General features: G+C 69.4%; 15 protein-coding genes. 5 read left to right on the top strand and 10 right to left on the bottom strand.

What is annotated here, in order from left to right; genetic code table 11:
• Positions 1-1,488 carry an efflux transporter outer membrane subunit gene (locus tag NED98_RS01975; RefSeq protein WP_265311699.1) on the bottom strand — a complete coding sequence of 496 codons (1,488 nt, stop codon included), beginning with the start codon at positions 1,486-1,488 and terminating at the stop codon, positions 1-3.
• A 93-nt stretch (positions 1,489-1,581) separates the two neighbouring features.
• On the opposite strand from NED98_RS01975, the gene NED98_RS01970 reads away from it, so the two are divergent.
• Positions 1,582-2,358 (top strand): AraC family transcriptional regulator, encoded by a 777-nt coding sequence (locus tag NED98_RS01970; RefSeq protein ID WP_265311698.1) that lies wholly within the window; start codon positions 1,582-1,584, stop codon positions 2,356-2,358.
• Positions 2,359-2,554: 196 nt separating this feature from the next.
• Here NED98_RS01970 and NED98_RS01965 read toward each other — a convergent pair whose 3' ends face one another.
• The 3 genes from NED98_RS01965 to NED98_RS01955 form a co-directional block, all read right to left on the bottom strand.
• Complete coding sequence (locus tag NED98_RS01965; protein WP_265311697.1) at positions 2,555-4,957, bottom strand: TonB-dependent receptor; 2,403 nt, start codon at positions 4,955-4,957, stop codon at positions 2,555-2,557.
• A 99-nt stretch (positions 4,958-5,056) separates the two neighbouring features.
• Positions 5,057-6,022: a FecR family protein gene (locus NED98_RS01960; RefSeq protein ID WP_265311696.1), complete on the bottom strand. Its 966-nt coding sequence runs from the start codon at positions 6,020-6,022 to the stop codon at positions 5,057-5,059.
• Positions 6,023-6,110: 88 nt separating this feature from the next.
• Positions 6,111-6,629, bottom strand: coding sequence for an RNA polymerase sigma factor (locus NED98_RS01955; RefSeq protein ID WP_265311695.1), 519 nt, complete (start codon positions 6,627-6,629; stop codon positions 6,111-6,113).
• 253 nt (positions 6,630-6,882) lie between these two features.
• Between NED98_RS01955 and NED98_RS01950 the strand changes: the two genes are divergently transcribed.
• The 3 genes from NED98_RS01950 to NED98_RS01940 all read left to right on the top strand — a co-directional run bounded on the left by NED98_RS01950 (position 6,883) and on the right by NED98_RS01940 (position 8,537).
• Entirely contained in the window at positions 6,883-7,602 is a 720-nt protein-coding gene (locus NED98_RS01950) for an outer membrane protein (RefSeq protein ID WP_265311694.1), read from the top strand.
• A 165-nt stretch (positions 7,603-7,767) separates the two neighbouring features.
• Complete coding sequence (locus tag NED98_RS01945) at positions 7,768-8,226, top strand: hypothetical protein (RefSeq protein ID WP_265311693.1); 459 nt, start codon at positions 7,768-7,770, stop codon at positions 8,224-8,226.
• Positions 8,223-8,537 (top strand): DUF805 domain-containing protein, encoded by a 315-nt coding sequence (locus NED98_RS01940; protein WP_265311692.1) that lies wholly within the window; start codon positions 8,223-8,225, stop codon positions 8,535-8,537. Before NED98_RS01945 ends, NED98_RS01940 begins: the two co-directional genes overlap by 4 nt.
• On the opposite strand, the gene alkB is transcribed toward NED98_RS01940, so the two are convergent.
• On the bottom strand, positions 8,514-9,164 hold the full coding sequence (gene alkB / locus NED98_RS01935) for a DNA oxidative demethylase AlkB (protein WP_265311691.1): 651 nt from the start codon (positions 9,162-9,164) through the stop codon (positions 8,514-8,516). The genes NED98_RS01940 and alkB overlap by 24 nt on opposite strands.
• A 190-nt stretch (positions 9,165-9,354) precedes the next feature.
• On the opposite strand from alkB, the gene NED98_RS01930 reads away from it, so the two are divergent.
• Entirely contained in the window at positions 9,355-10,482 is a 1,128-nt protein-coding gene (locus NED98_RS01930) for a dipeptidase (protein ID WP_265311690.1), read from the top strand.
• Between the two features lie 4 nt (positions 10,483-10,486).
• On the opposite strand, the gene NED98_RS01925 is transcribed toward NED98_RS01930, so the two are convergent.
• The 5 genes from NED98_RS01925 to NED98_RS01905 form a co-directional block, all read right to left on the bottom strand.
• Positions 10,487-11,791, bottom strand: coding sequence for an Hsp70 family protein (locus NED98_RS01925; protein WP_265311689.1), 1,305 nt, complete (start codon positions 11,789-11,791; stop codon positions 10,487-10,489).
• A 95-nt stretch (positions 11,792-11,886) separates the two neighbouring features.
• Positions 11,887-12,600 (bottom strand): hypothetical protein, encoded by a 714-nt coding sequence (locus NED98_RS01920; protein ID WP_265311688.1) that lies wholly within the window; start codon positions 12,598-12,600, stop codon positions 11,887-11,889.
• Positions 12,601-13,102: 502 nt separating this feature from the next.
• Positions 13,103-14,497: an efflux transporter outer membrane subunit gene (locus tag NED98_RS01915; RefSeq protein ID WP_265311687.1), complete on the bottom strand. Its 1,395-nt coding sequence runs from the start codon at positions 14,495-14,497 to the stop codon at positions 13,103-13,105.
• Positions 14,490-17,567 carry an efflux RND transporter permease subunit gene (locus tag NED98_RS01910; RefSeq protein WP_265311686.1) on the bottom strand — a complete coding sequence of 1,026 codons (3,078 nt, stop codon included), beginning with the start codon at positions 17,565-17,567 and terminating at the stop codon, positions 14,490-14,492. The genes NED98_RS01915 and NED98_RS01910 overlap by 8 nt, the downstream gene beginning before the upstream one ends.
• Before the next feature lies 1 nt (position 17,568).
• Positions 17,569-18,702, bottom strand: a complete 1,134-nt coding sequence (locus tag NED98_RS01905) for an efflux RND transporter periplasmic adaptor subunit (protein WP_265311685.1) — start codon at positions 18,700-18,702, stop codon at positions 17,569-17,571.
• Positions 18,703-18,883: the final 181 nt, after the last annotated feature.

Raw genomic sequence — 18,883 nt, 5'->3', positions numbered from 1 at the left:
TTACTCGGCAGGGGGCACCGCGGCGGCGGCGCTGCTGGGTCTTTCGGGATGGGGGAGGGTGACGGCGGGGGCCTGTTCCCAGCCGCCGCCCAGCGTCTTGAACAACGCGACCTGCGCGACCGCGACCTGCGTATCGGCCTCGGCCAGCGTCGCCTGCGCGGCGATCTCCGAACGGTCGGCGTCGAGCACCTCGAGCGCGGTGGCGCTCCCTGCCTTGCGCCGCGCGCGGACGAGCATCGCGGCGCGCGCGGTGCGATCGGCGGCGATGCGCAGCCGTGCGGTGCGATCGAGCAGCGCGGCATAGCCGGCGGCGGCCTGGTTCACCTCCTTGAGCGCGGTGAGGATCGCGGCGTCGAACGCCGCCAGCGCGGCGACCTCGCCGGCGCGCGCGCGGCGGATCCGCGCGCGGGCGGCGCTCAGATTGGGAAAGCTCCACGACAGCAGCGGCCCCGCGCGCCAGACGAAATTCTGCCGCGCGCCGAGCCCCTCGACCGAAGGGGAGGAGGAACCCGCCATCGCGCCGAGCGAAATGCGCGGATAGAGATCGGCGACCGCGATCCCAATCCGCGCGGTGCTCGCGGCCAGCGCCTGTTCGGCGGCGCGCAGATCGGGGCGCCGCCGCAGCAGTGCGGCCGGGTCGCCGACCGGGATCGGCGCGGTGAGCCGGGGGATCGCGCGACACTCGGCGGCGGCGGCCGGCAGCTCGGTCGGCACATGCCCGGTGAGCACCGCGAGATCGGTCAGCGCGCGGTGGCGCGCGTCGTCCAGCGGGGGAAGCGCCGCCTCGGCCTGCGCGGCGAGCGCCTCGGCCTGCAGCACGTCGGCGGCGGTGCCGAGGCCCGCCGCGCGCAGCCGCTCGGCGAGATCGCGGTCCCGCCGCGCGAGCGCGAGCGACCGGCGCGCGATATCGGCCTGGCGCGCGACGCCGCAGGCCGTCACCCAGCTTTCCGCCACGCCCGCCGCGATCGCGACGCGCACCCCGTCCTGCGTCGCGGCGGTCGCGCGCATATCGGCGCGCGCGGCGCCGATCGTCGCGCCGATCCGCCCGAACAGATCGACCTCCCAGCTGACCTCGGCGCCGAGCCCGAAGCGCGATCCGGTTCGGATATGATCGCTTCCCGCCGCGACCGCGGCGATCTGGTCCTCCAGCTTGCTGCCCGCGCCGGCGTCGGCCGACACATTGCTCGCCGGTATCCGCGCGCCGCGCGCTTCGCTCAGGCTTGCGCGCGCCTGCAACAGCCGCGCGGCGGCGACACGCAGGTCGCGATTGCTGGTCAAAGCCTCCTCGACCAGCGCGTCGAGCGCCGGTTCGTCGAACAATTTCCACCATTGCGCCGCCGTCGCCGCGGGGGTCGTCACGGCCGCGTCGGTCAGCGTCGGCGACGCCGCGATCGTCGGGCGGGGCGGCTGCGACGGCGCCGCGGCGCAGCCGGCGAGCGCCGAGGCGGCGAGAAGGGGCGGACAAAGGGTGCGGAACGATCGGTTCACGGCGCTTCCTGGCTGGCGGGGCCGTGAGCCTTAGAGCGCGATCGCTTGTCCTTCTCGCTCAGGAATGACAATCATCGTCGCAAGATGGACAAAATGCGCAGCTATGAAGATTGCGAGCGCGCGCCGCGCCCGGTGGCGGCGCTGGCGAGCGATCATCCCGACGGCGACTATATCGCGCCGCATCGCCATCCGCGCGCGCAGCTCATCCACACGGTCTCAGGGGTGATGACGGTGAGCAGCGGCGTGGGAAGCTGGGTGGTGCCGCCCGGTCGCGCGGTGTGGATGCCGCCCGACGAGGAACATGCGATCCGCATCGCCGGTCATGTCAGTATGCGCACGGTGTTCGTGCGCGACGACGCGCGCGCCGGGCTGCCGCGCGGGTGCGAGGTGATGGAGGTCTCGCCGTTTCTGCGCGAGGCGATCGTCGCGGCGACGTCGATCCCGCTCGATTATGCGCCGGACGGCCGCGACGCGCGGGTGATGGCGCTGATCCTCGACGAGATCGCGGCGGCGCCGCGCCTCCATCTGCACGTGCCGATGCCGCGCGATCCGCGGCTCGCGCGGCTGTGCGCGCGGCTGATCGCGGATCCGGGGGCGCCCGCGACGCTCGAGCAACTCGGGGCGGAATGCCACGTCAGCGGGCGGACGCTCGCGCGGATGTTCCATCGCGAGCTGGGGATGAGCGTCGGCGAGTGGCTGCGGCGGATGCGGCTGCTGCTCAGCCTGCCGCGGCTGGCGGCGGGCGCCTCGGTGCTCGAGGTGGCGATCGAACATGGCTATGACAGCCCGAGCGCCTTTGCCGCGATGTTCCGCCGCGCATTGGGGGTATCCCCGACCACCTATTTCGATCGTGGCCGGCGGGCGAACTGATCGGCGAGACCCCGGTAATGAGCCGGCCGGGAAGGGTCCACCCGGCCGGTCTCTTTACCGGCAGGACCGAGGGGGGCCAGCGCCGGAAAAGCGCTATCGGTCAAGCCGTCGCAACGATGATTTCGACATGAGGCGAATGCAACCTGCATTCCTTACAGATTAAGGACTTATGCGACAGTGGCGGCGCATCGAGGGATCAGAAACCGGCGGCGATGCCGATCCGCACGCTGCGCGGCTCGAGCGGGGTGCGCTGGCCGAGATTGCCGGTCTGGAGCAAATTGCCGACCGAAAAACGGTTGCCCTTGCTGTCGAACAGATTCCGCATGTCGACGAACACTTTGTAGCGCCCGAAGCGATATTCGGCGAGCGCGTTGGTCTGGACGTAATTGCCCTGCGGCACGCGGAGCCGCGGCCCCACGCCGACCCAGGACCGACCGACGTAGCGCGCGCCGAGGCCGAGCGTCAGCGTCCGCCCCGAAGGGAAGACCTTGCGATAATCGGCGCCGATCCGTGCGGTGACCGCGGGGACGTTGGGCAGACTCTGCCGGCATCGCATCACGGTGTCGCGCGCCGGCCGGTCGAGGTCGCTGTCGGCGAGGAACATGCTGCCGGAAAGATTGATGCCGGCGCGCGCCTGCCAGTTCGCGGTCAGCTCGAGCCCGTTGACATGCCCGTCGCCGACATTGGCGGTGAACGGGCCGTCCGGGCCGGTAAGATCGGCCTGGATGTTGCGCCACCGCGCGGTCGACACGCCGATGCTGCCGGTCAATTTGCTGGTCTGGGTGCCGAACCGCACGCCCCCCTCGATCACGTCGAGCGTATCGGGGCGGAACGCGGTCACCCCCACATTGCCCCCCTCGCCGAACGGCACCACGGCATAGCCGCCGACGCGGTAGCCGCGTTGGTAGCGGATGTAGCCGATAAACGCGTCGTTCGCCCGCCACGTCATCGCCGCGCCGGGGGCGAAGACGACGGTATCGCGATCGTTGGTCACGAAATCGAGCTTGAGCTCGTCGCGGGTCGGCAGGATCTGAAACCCGCGCAGCCGGATCGCCGACAGCCGCCCACCGACCGTGAGCTGCAGCCGCGGCGCGATCTCGACGGTGGTCTGCCCGAACAAGGCGGAATCGAGCACATAGCTGCGCACCCCGCGCAGGAACGCCAGCGTATCGTCGTCGCCGATCAGATAGAGCATCTGATCGTCGCTCGCGGTGACATGCGCGCCCACCACCCAGCCGGTCCCGTCGGGCAGCAGCCGCGAGAGCCGCGTCTCGCTCGTCAGCAGCAGCGCGTCGTTGAGCGAATAAGCCGCGGTGGCGGGAATCCCGGTCGGCTTGCTCGCGTCGTAGATCGTCGCCTGTTGGTTGTGCACCAGCGCGACCGAGCTGACCAGTTCCTTGCCGTCGTCCCACAATTTGCGGACGGTGATATGGGCGAGATAGAAGCGGCTTTCGGACGGCTCGGCGATTGGGGTGGCGCGCGACAGCGGGCGGCCGGTCGCCTCGGTATATTGCGCGTCGTTGTTGCGGATCGACTGGAAGGCGCCGCCGACCTCGACCGACCAATGATCCCCCGGCTCGAACCGGAACGCGCCGCGCGCGCCGAACTTGCGCGTGTCGTTGACGTCGTTGAGCCCGCGCTGGACGTCGTCGATATAGCCGGGCGAGCGGCTGCCATAGCCGAGCAGGCGCACCGCCGCCCCCTGCCACAGCGGGATGTTGAGCACCCCCGCGACGTCGCTGCCTACCCCGCCGTGCCACGTCGCGCCGAGCGCGGCCTGGACGCTGCCTTCCCAGACGCCGGGCTTGGGCTGATGCGGGATGAGCCGCGCCACCCCGCCGAGCGACCCCGCGCCGTAGAGCGTGCCCTGCGGCCCTTCGAGGATCTCGACCCGCTCCATATCGTAGAGGCTGAGATCGGGATCGGGGGCGTTATAGTTGAGCTGCACCTCGCCGAGATATTGCCCCACCGTCGCCTGGCTGGAGCCCGAGAAGCTGCTGTCGGCGATCCCGCGCAGAAACAGCTTCTCGCGGCCGGGGCCGAGGCTGGTCGAGGTCAGCACCGGCAGCTCGTCGACCAGCGCGGCGGTGCCGCGCGCGCCGGCGTTGCGCAGCGCGGGGGTATCGAACCACACCACCGCCGCCGCGCCGGGATAGAGCTCGAGCGGGCTGCGCTGCTTGCCCGCGGTGACGATGACATCGGGCGCCGGCTCGGCGACGAGCGAGGGCGATACGAGCGGCGGGGGGACGGGCCGGCTGGGGGCGGGCGGCGGCTGGCGCGGGCGCGGCGGCGCGGCGCGCTCGATCCTGAACGCATCGGGCCCGATCCGCACCGCGACCAGCCCGGTGTCGGCGAGCAGCCGCGCGAATGCGGCCTCGATCGTCAGCCGGCCCTTGACGCCCTTGGTGCGCATCGCGCCGAGCCCGGAGACCGTCGTCGCGACATTCACCCCGCCCTGCCGCCCGATCGCGACGATCGCGTCGACCAGTCGGCCCGCGGGAATGTTCAGCGCGACGCCGCCGCGCTCGGCAGCCCCGGCCGGCGTCGCGACGCCCGAAACGGCAGCGAGGAGAAGGGGGCCCGCGACAAGCCGTGACACGTGGATTCGTTCATTCCCAAAAAAGTGAGGCGGATAGCGACAGGTGGCGTGACATTCTGCGCGGGTCGAGCCGAAAAGCGCGCGGCGCCCGCCCGGGGGCTAATGGCGTGCCGGTACGATCGCGCGCTGGCCGTTGTGCCGCTCGATCCGGATCGGGAGCAATTGTTCGAGCTGGCGATCGAGCGTCGCGGGATCGCCGATGCGGATCACCCCGGTGACGCGGATGTCACGCAGCGCGGGGTCGACGCTGACCGTCCCGCCGCCGTAGCGCGCCAGATCGCGGGCAACCGCGTCGAGCGGTCGATCGGCGTAGACGAGCTGCCCGTGGGTCCAGGCGAAGGCGTCGTCGGGGTTGGCGCGCGAGACGGTGTCCGATCTCGCGCCCGGCGGGCGGAGCAGCGCGGTGCCGGCGGGGAGCCGCGCCGCCGCGGTGCCGCCCGTGCCGGATACCGCGACGAGCCCGCGGCGCACCGTGACGCCGAAGGCGCCGGCGTCGTTCAGCACGTCGAATTCGGTGCCCAGCACGCGGATCTCGCGCCCGCCGGCGGCGACGACGAACGGGCGATCCGCCTCGTGCCGGATATCGAACGCCGCCTCGCCCGACGCGAGCTCGGCCGCGCGGCGGTTGCGCGCGAGATGGACGGTGACCTCGGTATTACGGTTGAGCACGATCCGCGACCCGTCCGCCAGCGCGACGACCCGCGTCGCGTCCGCCCCGGTGCGATAGGTTTCGCCCGATCCGCGCTCGAACTGCAGCGAGACCGCGCCGACCATCGCCGCGGCGGCCGCGGCCGGCAGCCAATAGCGATATCGGCCGAACCGCGCCGCGCGCCGCGCGCTTAGCTCGATCACCTCGGCGGCGGGCTCGGCCGCCTCGAGCTGCGGCAGATCGTCGCTCTCGATCCAGAGGCGCTCGACCGCCGAATAAGCCGCCGCATGCGCTGGATCCGCCTCCAGCCAGTCCTGATGTTCGAGCCACACCGTCTCGTCGTCGCATTCCTGCAGCCGGACGAACCAGGCGACCGCCTCGTCACGCATCGCGTCGCTATAAACCGTTGGGGTCATGATAGTTGCTTTCCGAAGGACGACCCAGCCAGCCCCGATGACGAAGCCCGGCGGCCCCCACCGCAATGAAAATCGACACGGCCCGCGCTCATCGCCCGACCCTCGCGATCAGATGCTTGAGCGCGCGCATCATATGTTTCTCGACGAGGCTGCGCGAAACGCCGAGCTCGGCGGCGACCTCGCTGTGCGAGAGCCCCTCGAATTTGTGCAGGCGAAACGTCTGCCGCACCGGCGCGGGCAGATCGTCGAGCGCGGCGCGGATGCGGCGCAGCCGATCGCGCGCGATCAGCGCGTTGTCGGCGGGCACGTCCTCGCACACCTCCTCGCCGTTGGCGACGAGGGTGCGGTTCACCCGGCGCCATTCGGCATCGCGCGCGGCGCGGCTGCGCTCCTGTCGCAGCCGATCGAGCATGACGTTGCCGCACAGCCGATAGAGATAGGCGGCGGGATTGCGGACCTCGCCGACGACGGGCTGGGATGCCACGCGAAGCCAGGTTTCCTGCACCAGATCCTCGGCCTCAGCCTCGCCGACGCGCGCCGCGAAATAGCGTAACAGGCTCGCTCTGCGCTGCATGAACGTGGACAATAGCAGATTGGATTCGTTCATCGGATCAAGCTGATGTCCCTCGCAAAGCCAGCCGTACGGCGCCGCCGTGCGGCTGTCGATTCCGCACGGCTTCGAGGAAAGACGGAGCGGACGCGCGCGCGCCTCACATCTTTTTGACCCCAGCTTGCGCGCCGCGGCGCCCGGGTCGCCGGCACGCAAAATTTTCTTTGAGGTGGTTTCGTCGCGGCGCCGTCTCAAGCCTCGCAGACCGGCAACGAACGGGCTGCGCCAATCGCATTGCAAGGACAAGATTATGTTTTCTCGCTCGATTCCCGGCATCACCGGCGCGGCCGCCGTCCTGGCCTGCGCCTTTGCCGCGGCGCTTCCCACCGCTGCGGCGGCGCAGGCTGCGGGGGGCACTTATGCCGTGCTCCGTGCCGGGCCGCAGCTCGATGCGGATCTGCACATGAAGGGCGGGGACGCCACCGCGCCGTCGACCTTCCCCAAGGATGCCGATTTCAAGACCGGCCTCGTCGGCGAGATCGGGCTCGGCTATCAGCTCGGCGGGCTTCGCGTCGAAGGCACCGTCGGCTACGACAGCGCGGGCGCCAATCTCGATCGGCTCGCCAGCAAGCAGATGGCAGCGAGCGGGCGTCTCAAGACGCTGAACCTCGGCGTGGCGGCTTATTACGACCTCAATATGGGCGGCGGGTTCTCGCCTTATGTCGGCGGCGGCATCGGCGCGGCGCGCACCACGGCGCGGCTCGCGCGGATCAGCGCCGAGACGCCGACCGCGGGGATCGGCAGCACGATGAAGGGCAGCGACTGGGGCTTCCGCTGGCATCTCGATGCGGGCGTCGGTTTCGCGGTGTCGCCGGCGACCGTGCTCGAAGTCGGCGCGCGCTATTCGAAGGTCACCGGGCTGACCATCGACGGCACGATGCCCAATATCGCGGGCAAGTCGCTCGATCACGATTACAAGCCGCGCGCGACATCGACCTCTTTCCTGGTTGGCCTCAGGCAGAAGTTCTGAGTGCCCGATGCGTCCCGCCGCCCCCCCAGACAACTCCAGCGGCGGGACGCATCAAACTTGCCGGCGATTGAGGTGATCGATCGCCGGCTCCGTCTTTGCTCATGATCGCCGGGGGACAGCGCCGGCGGACGAGTGGGTCTTTCACAGCATCGGATGGTGAGATCGATGAACATGGTCGTTCCCGGATTCCGCAAGATGTGCCTTTCGGTTTCGATAATGGCCTATCTGTCGGGCGTGATCGTCGTCGACGGCGCCGCTTATGCGCAGGATCGGCGCGGCTGGGGCGACGACGGCTGGTCGCGCGACTGCAGCCGCTACGAGAATCGCGATTCGCGCTGGTGCCGCCACGAGCGCCACGAGCGCGACGACGAGCGCCGTCGCCGTGACGAAGAGCGCGCCCGGCGCGAGCATGACCGGCATAAGAACGATGTCGCCAAGGGCGCGGTGGCGGGCGCGGTCGGGGTGCTCGTCGTCGGCGGGCTGGTCGCGGCGCTCACCAGCAGCGGCAAGAAGGACAAGGAAAAGCGCGAACGCCAGCGTTACTGCGTCGCGCGCTACGGCAATTACGACGAGCGCAGCGACAGCTATCGCGCGAGCGATGGCCGCTGGTATCCGTGCGAATGACCGCCGAAGCGGAGGAGCGCTGGCTGGCGATCGTCGCGCATGCGACGCGGCCGTTCTTTCGCTATGCGCGCTTTGCCGGGCGCGCCTCGCGCGACGAATTCCACTGGTTCCTGCTGGCCGCGCTACTGGTGCTCGCGGCGGGCTATGCGCTCGACTGGCTGATCCTCGGATCGTCGGCGTGGACGAAGCCCGATTTCTTCCGGCTGGCGAGTTTCGCTTTGCTGGCGCCGCCGACGCTCGCGGTCACCGTGCGGCGGCTGCGCGACATTGCGGCGACGTCGCCGACGTCACCGCGCTTTCCGAAAGGTTAGGTTGATCCGCCGCCCGCCGAGCCGCGGGTGATCGCCGTCCTTCAACGGCAGGACGCCGTGGAAGCGCAGCCGCGCCGCGCCGCCCCACACCGCGACGTCGCCGTGGCGCAGCGCGAAGCGTTGCGCGGGATCGCCGCGCTGCTCGCCGCCGAACTGGAACACCGCGGGGAGCCCGAGCGAGACCGAGACGATCGGCTGCGCGAAATCGCGCTCGTTGCGATCCTGGTGGAGCGACAGCCGCGCGCCGGGCAGATACAGGTTGATCAGGCAGGCGTCGGGGCGGAAAGCCGGATAACCCGCCGCCGCGGCCGCCTGCGCCGCGAGGTCGGCGAAGGATGCGGGCATCGCCGGCCAGCGCCGGCCCGTCGCCGGATCGAACGCGTCGTAACGATAGCCCGATCGATCGGTCACCCAGCCCGTCGCGCCGCAACTGGTCGTCGCGACCGACATGCGATGACCGCCCGGGGTCACCAGATGGCGGAAGGGCGCGGCAGCGGCGATCGCCTCGATCGCGGGGAGCAATTCGGCCTCGAACGGCAGCGCGAAGCCGCGCAGCAGCATCGCGCCCTCGGCCATCGCGACGCGCGACGGCTCGACCGGGGGCAAGGCGTCGAACAGATCAGCCACGGTGGGGCGATCCGATCGAACGAAGGCGCGGCATCGGGGTCATGACGACGGATGTGGGCATGCCGCGATCCTGCCGCCAGCGGCCGCACGATCCACCCCGATTCTTGCGATGTAACCGCGAGATAGTTTGCGGATGTTCGCAACCCGCAATTGGTCTAGCGTTCGGGCGTTCAACGGGAGGAAAAGTCACATGCATCTGTCGAAGCGCGCATTGATGGGCGGCATGCTTGCGCTTCCGGCGCTTTCCCGCCTCGCGGCCGCGGTGCCGGGGCGATATGCCGATCGCGACTATGACAAGGCGATCGTCATCGACGGGCTCGGCGGGCTTGCCGATCCCTATGGCAAGGAAGGCGACCCGCGGTTCAGCCCGCGCGCCTGGGCGGAGTTGAAACAATCGGGGGTCACCGCGATCCATTGCACCGTCAACGAGGTCGGCAACGATCCCGATGTCGCCGAGAAGACGCTGCGCAATATCTCCTCGCTCGAGCAGGCGATCACCGACAATACCGACATGTTCTGCCGCGCGACCAGCGCAGCGGACATTCGCGCCGCCAAGGCGGCGGGCAAGGTCGCATTGTTCTACGGCTTTCAGGATACCAGCGCGATCGGCGCCGATCTCAGCCGGATCGAGCTCTATCACGGGCTCGGGGTGCGGATCATCCAGCTTACCTATAACAAGCGCAACCTGTCCGGCGACGGGTCGCTGGAGGCCGCCAATGCGGGGCTTTCGGATCTCGGCCGGCGGACGATCGAGGCGATCGAGGCGCACAGGATCCTGCTCGATCTGTCGCACGGCGGGCAACGCACCGTCGCGGAAGCGATCGCGCATGCCAAGCGTCCGCCGATCATCAGCCATTCGGGGTGTCGCGCGCTCAACGACAATCCGCGCAACATCCCGGACGCGGAGATGAAGGCGCTTGCCGACAAGGGCGGGGTGTTCGGAATCTATTACATGCCGTTCCTCGCGGCGAACAGCAAACCGACCCGCGAGGATCTGCTCCGGCATTTCGAGCATGCGCTCCAGGTATGCGGCGAGGACCATATCGCGATCGGCACCGACGGGATGATCTTCAAGACCGTGATCGATGATGCCGCGCGCGCCGCGCAGCGCAAATTCTACGAGGAACGCGTGCGCAAGGGCATCGCCGCGCCGGGCGAGGGGCCTGACGTTTTCAACATCGTCGCCGATTATGACAGCAACATGCGGTTCCGTATGCTCGCGGACGATCTGGCGGCGCGCGGCTGGCCGGCGGCACGCATCGAAAAGCTGCTCGGCGGCAATCTGATGCGGCTCTATCGCGAAGCGTGGGGGGCGTGAGGCGTCACACCACCCATTGATCGAGATTCTCCGCCTCGCCGATCAGCGCGAGGCCGTGCGCGATCGAGGTCAGCTCGCCGCCGGAGGCGATACGTTCGTCGCCGAAGCGGCGGGTGAAGATCGCGCGGATCGCGGGGATCAGCGACGAACCGCCGGTCAGGAAGACGCGGTCGATCCTGTCCGCCGGCAGCGCGGCGCGGGCGAGCGCCTGGTCCATCGCCGCCTCGATCCGGCGCAGATCGGCGGCGATCCATTGTTCGAACGCGTCGCGGCGCACCTCGGCGGCGATCTCCACGCCCTCGCTGCTGAAGCGGAATTCGGCGTGCGGCGCGCTCGACAGCTCGCGCTTGAGCCGGCCGACCGCATCGTACAGCGGGAAGCCCTGTTCATGCTCGATCAGCGCGATCATCCGCCCGATCGGCGCGGGATCGACCGCGTCGCGCTGCAACCGGCGCAGCTCGTCGAGCGTGCGGCGGTTGCGCATCATCGCGAGCCGCGACCAGTCGGCGAAGTCGGCGAAATAGCCGCCGGGGATTTCGAGCAACTTGCCGAACGAGCGATAGCTGCCGCCCTTGCCGAGCAGCGGCAGGATAAGCTGGCTGACGATGCGCTGGTCGAACCGGTCGCCCGCGATGCCGACCCCGGCCGAGGCGAGCGGGACGCAGCGTTGCGCGGCGCCCGCCGCCGCGACGCGCACGATCGAGAAATCGGTCGTCCCGCCGCCGAAATCGGCGACCAGGATCGTCGCCGGGCGGGTCAGCCGGGTCGCATAGCTGTGCGCCGCGCCGAGCGGCTCATAGACATAGTGCAGCTCGACGCCGAACGCCTCGAGCATCAGGTCGTAGCGCTGCCGGGCGAGCGCGGCGTCGGGACGCGCGCCGGCATATTCGACCGGGCGCCCGACGATCACGCGGCGCGGGCGTTGGTCGAGCCGCCCGCCGGCGTGTTTGACCAGTTTCTGGAGGAACAATCGCCCGAGATCCTCGAAGCGGAACGGGCGGTTGAAGATCAACGCGCGCTCGAACAACGGGCTGGCCGCGACGCTCTTGAACGATTGGACGAAGCGGCTGTCGAGCGAGGATTGCAGATATTCCTCGATCGCCCATGGCCCTGCCTCATGCGCGATGCCGTTCCAGCCCTTCTCGTCTTCCCAGAAGCATAAGGCGGAGCGGAACACCGCGTCGGCGCCACCGCCGGGACTCGAAAATTCGACGAGGTCCGAGCTGCCATTGCCGTCGGCCAGCGCGACGACGGTGTTGGTCGTGCCGAAATCGAGCCCGAGCGCGGTGGGCGTGTCTTTGCCTGCCATGTCGTGCTCCCGGCGCTTGGGTGGACGGCCGCCCGGCCGAAGGGCGCGGGGCTATGGCATGCGGCGCGCGGCAGTTCAATCGCCGCCGGCTCGCGTCATTTTGCCGGGGTGACCTTCATCTCGGCGACCAAAGCATCGACCGTCGCGGGTCGGGCGGGGAGGACGAAGCGCGCGGCGGGCTCGTCGACGGTCTCCATTTTGGTGAGCGTGAAGCGATCGGCCGAGGCGATCGGCGTCCCCAGCGCGAACAATTGCCGGTTCTGCTGCACCATTTCCGCCGCGCCGTTGCCGATCAGCGGGCGCATCATCACCATGCCGCTTTCGAGGAACGCCGCCAGCGCGCGGCCGACCGGCGCCAGCGCGGGATCGTGCGAAACGACCACCTCGGTCGCGGCATCGGGCTTTTCGTCGTCGAGTCCCTTGACCAGCCAGATTTCGCCCGGCACCCCCGCGACGGTTTTCGATCCGCCGCGCACCGCGTCGAGCGGGCTGGCCTTGATCGCGCCGCCCATCGCGCCGAACAGATTCTTGAAGATCGGCGGCATCACCCGATCGAGCGCCGCCGCGACATCGGCGACGCGGGCGACCTGCGGCTTTCCGTCGCGCGGCTTCACCAGATAGAATTGATCGCCGAGCATCAGCCCGTAATCGTCGCGCCCCGGCGCCGAGACGCGCGCCGCCGCCCCGTCGTCGGCGATCTCGACCACCAGCTCCTTGGGGTCGGCGTGGCCACTATAGGTCGCGCGGGTGCCGGCGGCGGCGGGCGACGCGGCGAGCAGGGCGCAGAGCAGCGCGAGCAGGCGGGTCATCGATCCTCTCCCTCGGTTCGCTGCGTTTATCCTCCCGTTGCGGCGTCGAGGCCAGCGCTTCTTGCTATCCCCGGCGCGGACCGGTAATCGCGCCGTCAGTCGCGGAGTGACCTGCACATGGTCCTGTAATCGCGCCGAATCTATCGATTGCCCGTCCGGCGATTGCGGATTCCATCGCGCCGCGCTTGCCGCGCCGGCGGCACAGGATTATCCACGTCCATCGTTTGCCATATCGCGCCGCGAAGATCGCGCGCGGGGAGGCATTGGTGTTCGGCCACAGCCTCGCCGACCAGATCGGCGGGCAGATCGAGGCCGGGTTCGGCATCGACGGCTTTCTCACGACCAGCCCGTCGCCCGCTTCGTGATGGACCGGTTCCTGCCGACCTTCATCGCGACGCTGGCAACGAAGCGCCTCTAGCGCAGTCATCGATCCGATTGCCGAGTCGGCAGGGGGCTCCGCCTGCCGCGACATCGCTCCAGCGGCGCGGCCCGGATCGATCTGTCATTGCGCGGTCTGCCACCCGCCGCCCAATGCCTTGAACAGATCGATCCGGGTCGACCCCAGCTTCTGGGTCGAATCCGCCAGCGTCGCGCGGGCGCCGATCAGCGTGCGCTGCGCGACCAGCAGATCGAGATATGAGCTCGATCCGGCACGATAGCGCGCATCGGCTAGGTCGAACGCGGCCTGCGCGCGGCCCACGCCGTCGAGCAGCGCCGCGCGCCGCACCCCCTCGGCGCGATAGGCGGCGAGCGCCTGTTCGACCTCCTTGAGCGCGGTCAGCACCTTGCCGTCGAACGTGGCGAGCGACGCGTCGCCTTGCGCCCTGGCCTGGCGGATGCGCGCGCGCGCGACGCTGATGTTGGGGAAGGACCAGGAGAGCAACGGCCCGAACGAGAAGGAGAAGGACTGGCCGCCCGAGACATCCTGATTGTGGAGGAAACCCGCCGATCCGCCGAGGCTGATCCGCGGATAGAGATCGGCGGTCGCCACTCCGATCCGCGCATTATCGGCGGCGAGCCGGCGCTCGGCTTCGCGCAGGTCGGGGCGACGACGCAGCAGCCCGGCACCGTCGCCGATCGGCAGCATCGCGATCGGGGCGGGGGCCGCTTGGCACGCCGCCGCCTCGTGCGGCACCCCGGCCGGGGTTTCGCCGATCAGCGCGGCAAGCTCGAACAGCGCCGCCTCGCGCCGGCCATTGAGCGGCGCGACCTGCGCTTTGGCAGAGGCGACGTCGGCGGCGGCCTGCTCGACATTGAGCCGCGCGGCCGATCCGGCCTGCTGGCGGAGCGTGACGAGGCGCAGATTGTCCTCGGCGATGCCGAGGGACTGTCGCGCCACCGCCGCGGCATCGGCATAAGCGCAGGCATCGACATAGGAGCGCGCGGTTTCGGCGGCGACCGCCACCCGCACCGCGTCGCGCGCCGCGGCCACCGCATCGGCATCGGCGCGCGCCGCCTCGATCGCGCGGCGCACCCGGCCGAACAGATCGACCTCCCACGCCGCGGCGAACCCCGCGTTGACTGCGCCCTGCGGTGTATCGCGCGCCGCCATGCCCGGTTGCGCGTCGCCATAGCTGGTGCCGGCCGAGACATTGGTGGTCGGCAAGCGATTGGCGCGATATTCGCTCAACACCGCCTGCGCGCGCGCCAGATTGGCGGCGGCGACGCGCAGATCGGTGTTGGCGGTCAGCGCACGCGCGACCAGCCGGTCGAGCACGGGATCGCGATAGAGCCGCCACCAATCGTCGGGCAGCGCCGCCGCCGCGTCGGCCCCGGCGACCGGGGTGACGAAACGGCCCTCGGCAGCCGGCGGGGCGGCGCGGGGGCGATAATCCGGCCCGACGGTGCAGCCGGCGGCGAGCAATGCGATCGACAGCGCGAGGCCGGGCTTAAGCATGGGAAACTCCGGCGGAGGAAAGGTCGCGGGCGCGGTCGCTTTCGGCCGCGGCGCGATGGTCGCGTGCGACGAGCGAATAGATCGTCGGGAGCACGAACAGGGTGAACAGGGTGCCGATCATCATCCCCATCACCACGACGATGCCGATCGCGAAGCGGCTGGCGGCACCGGCGCCGCTGGCGAAGATCAGCGGGATGAGCCCGGCGATCATCGCCGCGGTGGTCATCAGCACGGGACGCATGCGGATCGCGGCGGCATGCTCGATCGCCGCGACGCGATCCATTCCCTCGCGATGCTGCATCTCGTTGGCGAACGAGACCATCAGGATGCCATGCTTGGAAATCAGCCCGATCAGGGTGACGAGGCCGATCTGGGTGTAGATGTTGATCGTCGTGAACCCGAGGTAGAGCGGGATCAGCGCGCCGCACACCGCGAGCGGCACGGTGACGAGGATCACCAGCGGATCGCGGAAGCTTTCGAACTGCGCCGCCAGCACGAGGAAGATGACGATCAGCGCGAAGACGAACGAGATCGTCAGCCGGTTGCCCTCGGTGACATATTGGCGGCTGTCTGAGAGCCAGTCGACCGTCATCCCGGCCGGCATGTCCTGCCGCTGAAGGAAACCGACCGCCTCGCCCATCGTCACCCCGGGGGCGAGCACCGCCGACAAAGTGGCCGAGTTCATCTGGTTGAATTGCGGCAGCCGGTTGGGCTGGTGGCGCATGTCGAGCTTAATCACGGTCGACAGCGGCACGAGCTTTCCGCTCTCGGCGCGGACATAATAATGGCCGAGATTTTCCGGGGTCAGCCGGTCGGTGCGCGGCACCTGCGTCACGACGTCATACGATCGGTCGTGCCAGTTGAAGCGGTTGATGTAATTCTCGCCCACCAGCACCGCGAGCGTATCGGCGATCGCGCTCATCGTCACGCCGATCTCGCCGGCCTTGGCGCGATCGATCGTCAGATGCGCCTCGGGGCTGTCGAAGGCGAGATCGCTGTCGACATAAGCGAACAGCCCGCTCCGCCACGCGGCTTGCTTGAGCTTGTCCATCACCTGATAGACCTCGAGAAAGTCGTCCGACGAGCGGATCACCATTTGCACCGGCAGGCCGCCGGTCGCGGCGGGCAGCGCGGCGGGCTGGAAGGCAGCGATATAGGCGCCGGTGATCCCCCCGCCTTTGGCGTTGATCCCGGCCTGTACCTGATCGGCGGTGACCCTGCGATCCGCCCACTCCTTGAGGATGACCCCCCCGAAGCCGTTGTTGGGGCCATCGGTGCCGTTGGTCATCCAGCTGCTGACATATTCGGGGAAACTGCGGAAAATGCCCTCGACCTGCGCGCTGTAGCGTTCGGCATAATCGAGATTGGCATATTGCGGCGCTTTGGTCTGGGCGAAGACATAGCCCTGATCCTCCTGCGGCGCGAGTTCCTGGCGCGCGCCGCTGAACAGTACGACGATCGCCCCGAGCACCGCGACGCCGACCAGCAATACCGCAGGCCGCATCGCCAGCGTCGCGGCGAGCAACCGGCTGTAGCCCGCGGTGATCCGCTCCATGCGATGCTCTATCGCCTGCGCCAGCCGGCCTTCGGTGAGCCGGCTGTCGAGCAGCCACGAGCTCATCATCGGCGACAGGGTCAGCGCGATGACTCCCGAGACGACGACCGATCCGGCAAGGGTGAAGGCGAATTCGCGGAACAATGCGCCGGTGAGCCCACCCATCAGCCCGATCGGGGTATAGACCGCGGCGAGCGTGATCGTCATCGCGATCACTGGCGCGACGATTTCGCGCGCGCCGACCAACGCGGCCTGGAGCGGCGGCAGCCCCTCTTCGATATGGCGGTGGATATTCTCCACCACGACGATCGCGTCGTCGACAACCAGTCCGATCGCCAGCACCATTGCGAGCAAGGTGAGCAGGTTGAGCGAAAAGCCGAACAGCAGCATCAGCGCCGCGGTCCCGACCAGCGAGAGCGGGATGGTGACCACCGGGATGATCACCGCGCGGAGCGACCCGAGGAACAGGAAGATCACGACGATCACGATGATGATCGCTTCGACCAATGTATGCGTGACTTCCTCGATCGAGGCATTGACGAAATGCGCGACGTCGAACTGGTTGACCACCTTTAGCCCCGGCGGCGCGACGCGCTGGATCGCGGGGATCAGCGCCTGGACGCGCTTGACGATTTCCAGCGGGTTGCCGTCGGGGGTGGGGGAGATCGCGATCGTCACCGATCGTTCGCCATCGGTCGCCGCGCTGCTGTCGTAATTGGCGCCGCCGATCTCGATCGTGGCGATGTCGGCCAGCCGCACCAGCCCGCCGGGCGCATTCTTCACGACCATCTGGCGGAACTGATCGACATTGGTGAGGTCGGTCGCGGCGGTGATGTTGATCGCGGTGTCGCGGCCCTTCACCTGGCCGGGCGCCGCCTGGACATTGTTGGAGCGCAGCGCGGCGGCGACATCGCTCGCGGTGAGGCCGCGGCCGGCGAGCCGCACCGGATCGACCCACACGCGCATCGCCAGCGTCTGCCCGCCCTGGATATCGGCGGAGGCGACGCCGGGCACGGCGGTGATCAGCGGCTGGGCGACGCGGGTGGCGAAATCGGTGAGCTGCGGGGTGGTGAGATGCTTGCCGACGAAGGCGACATATTGCACCGCCGCCGCGCCGTCGGTGATTTTGGTGATGACGGGATCGAACGCGCCGGCCGGAAGCCGGTATTTGACCTGTTGCACCTTCGCCAGAATCTCGGTCATCGAGCGATCGGCGTTGGCGTTGAGCACCAGTTTCGCCTTGATCTCGCTCTTGCCCTGCACGGTGGTCGAGGTGAGATATTCGATGCCGTTGGCGGTCGCGATCGCCTGTGCGATCGGGGTGGTGACGAAGCCCTGCATCACCTCCTGCGTCGCGCCGGGATATTGCGTCGCGACGACGATCGTCGCGCTTTCCATATTGGGATATTGCCGCACCGGCAGCAGGAACATCGCGCTCGCGCCAACCAGCAGGATCAATGTGCTGACGACGATCGACAGGATCGGACGGCGGATGAACAGATCGGTCACGTTCATCTCAGCGCGCTCCCTTCGCCGCGGCGGGAACGATGCGCACCGCGGCGCCGGGCTGGACGCGCAATTGCCCTTCGGTGACGACGACATCGCCGGGTTTGAGCCCCGACGTGACGACGATGCGATCGCCGAAGCGCCGGCCGGTCGTCACCAGCACCGGCGCCGCCTTGCCCGCCGTGCGGGGGTTGGCGCCGCGCACGACGAGCACGCTGTCGCCCGAGGGCGTGGTGATGATCGCGGTGGCCGGCAGCGTCAGCACCCCGCGCTCGGCGGGAAGATCGAGCGAGGCCGTCACATACATGCCGGGCCTGAGCCGGCGATCGGAATTGGCGAGCACCGCCTGAACCGAGACGTTGCGGGTATCCTCGCCGATCCGCGGCTCGATCGCGTTGACCCGTGCGGTGAAGGTGCGGCCAGGCCAGGCGTCGCTCACCACCTGCACATCGTTGCCGACGCGCAAGGCGGGGAGATCCTGCTGCGGGACGGTGAAATCGACATAGAGCGTGTCGAGCGCGGTGAGCGTCGCGATCGCGTCGCCGGGGTTGAGATATTGGCCGAGGTTGATCTTGCGCAGCCCGAGGCTGCCGGCGAACGGCGCGCGGATCTGCTTCTGCGCGATCCGCGCGTCGAGCTGTTGCACCGCGGCCGCGGCCTGGTCGCGCTCGGCGCGGCGCTGTTCGAGCAATTCGGCCGAATCCGCGCCGAGCGGGGCGAGCTTGGCGGAGCGCGCGAATTGCGCGGCGGCGAGCGCGGCGCGCGCGGCGGCCTGGCGGCGATCGGCGCGTTCGGGCGCGTCGTAGAGCTGGACGAGCACCGCACCGTTCGCGATCGACTGGCCCGCGGTGAAGTTGATCGCGGTGACGCGCCCCGCGGTTTCGGGCGCGAGCATCACCTCGCGCACCGCGCGCAGCGAGCCGACCGCGTCGAGCGAGGCGGGCGTGTCGGCCGGGGTCACCACGGTCGCCACCACCCGGGTCGGCGGCGGGGCGCCCGGGGGCGGGGCGGCGTTGCGCCACGCGCGCCACAGGAAGATCGCGCCGAAGATCGCGACCACCAGCGCGAGCGCGATGAGGGCGGTGCGGATCGTCGCGCGCGGCGGATGCGCACCGGGCGATAGCGAAATATCTGTTTCAGTCATGATGTCCCGGCGAAGCAAGCAACTGGTGAACGAAGGTCGCGACCCGGCATGGGCGGCCGGGTCGCGACGGACGCGGGGGCTTGGGTGGGGGGCAGGGGGGGAAGGGCCCCAGCGACCCGCGTCATTCGAGCAGGAAGGAGCGGGGCGCCGCGCCGCGAGAGCGGATGACCGACAAAGCGGT

It is taken from the genome of Sphingomonas lycopersici (assembly GCF_026130605.1).
Taxonomy (GTDB): Bacteria; Pseudomonadota; Alphaproteobacteria; order Sphingomonadales; family Sphingomonadaceae; genus Sphingomonas; species Sphingomonas lycopersici.
This window is presented reverse-complemented; position numbering and strand designations above follow the sequence as displayed.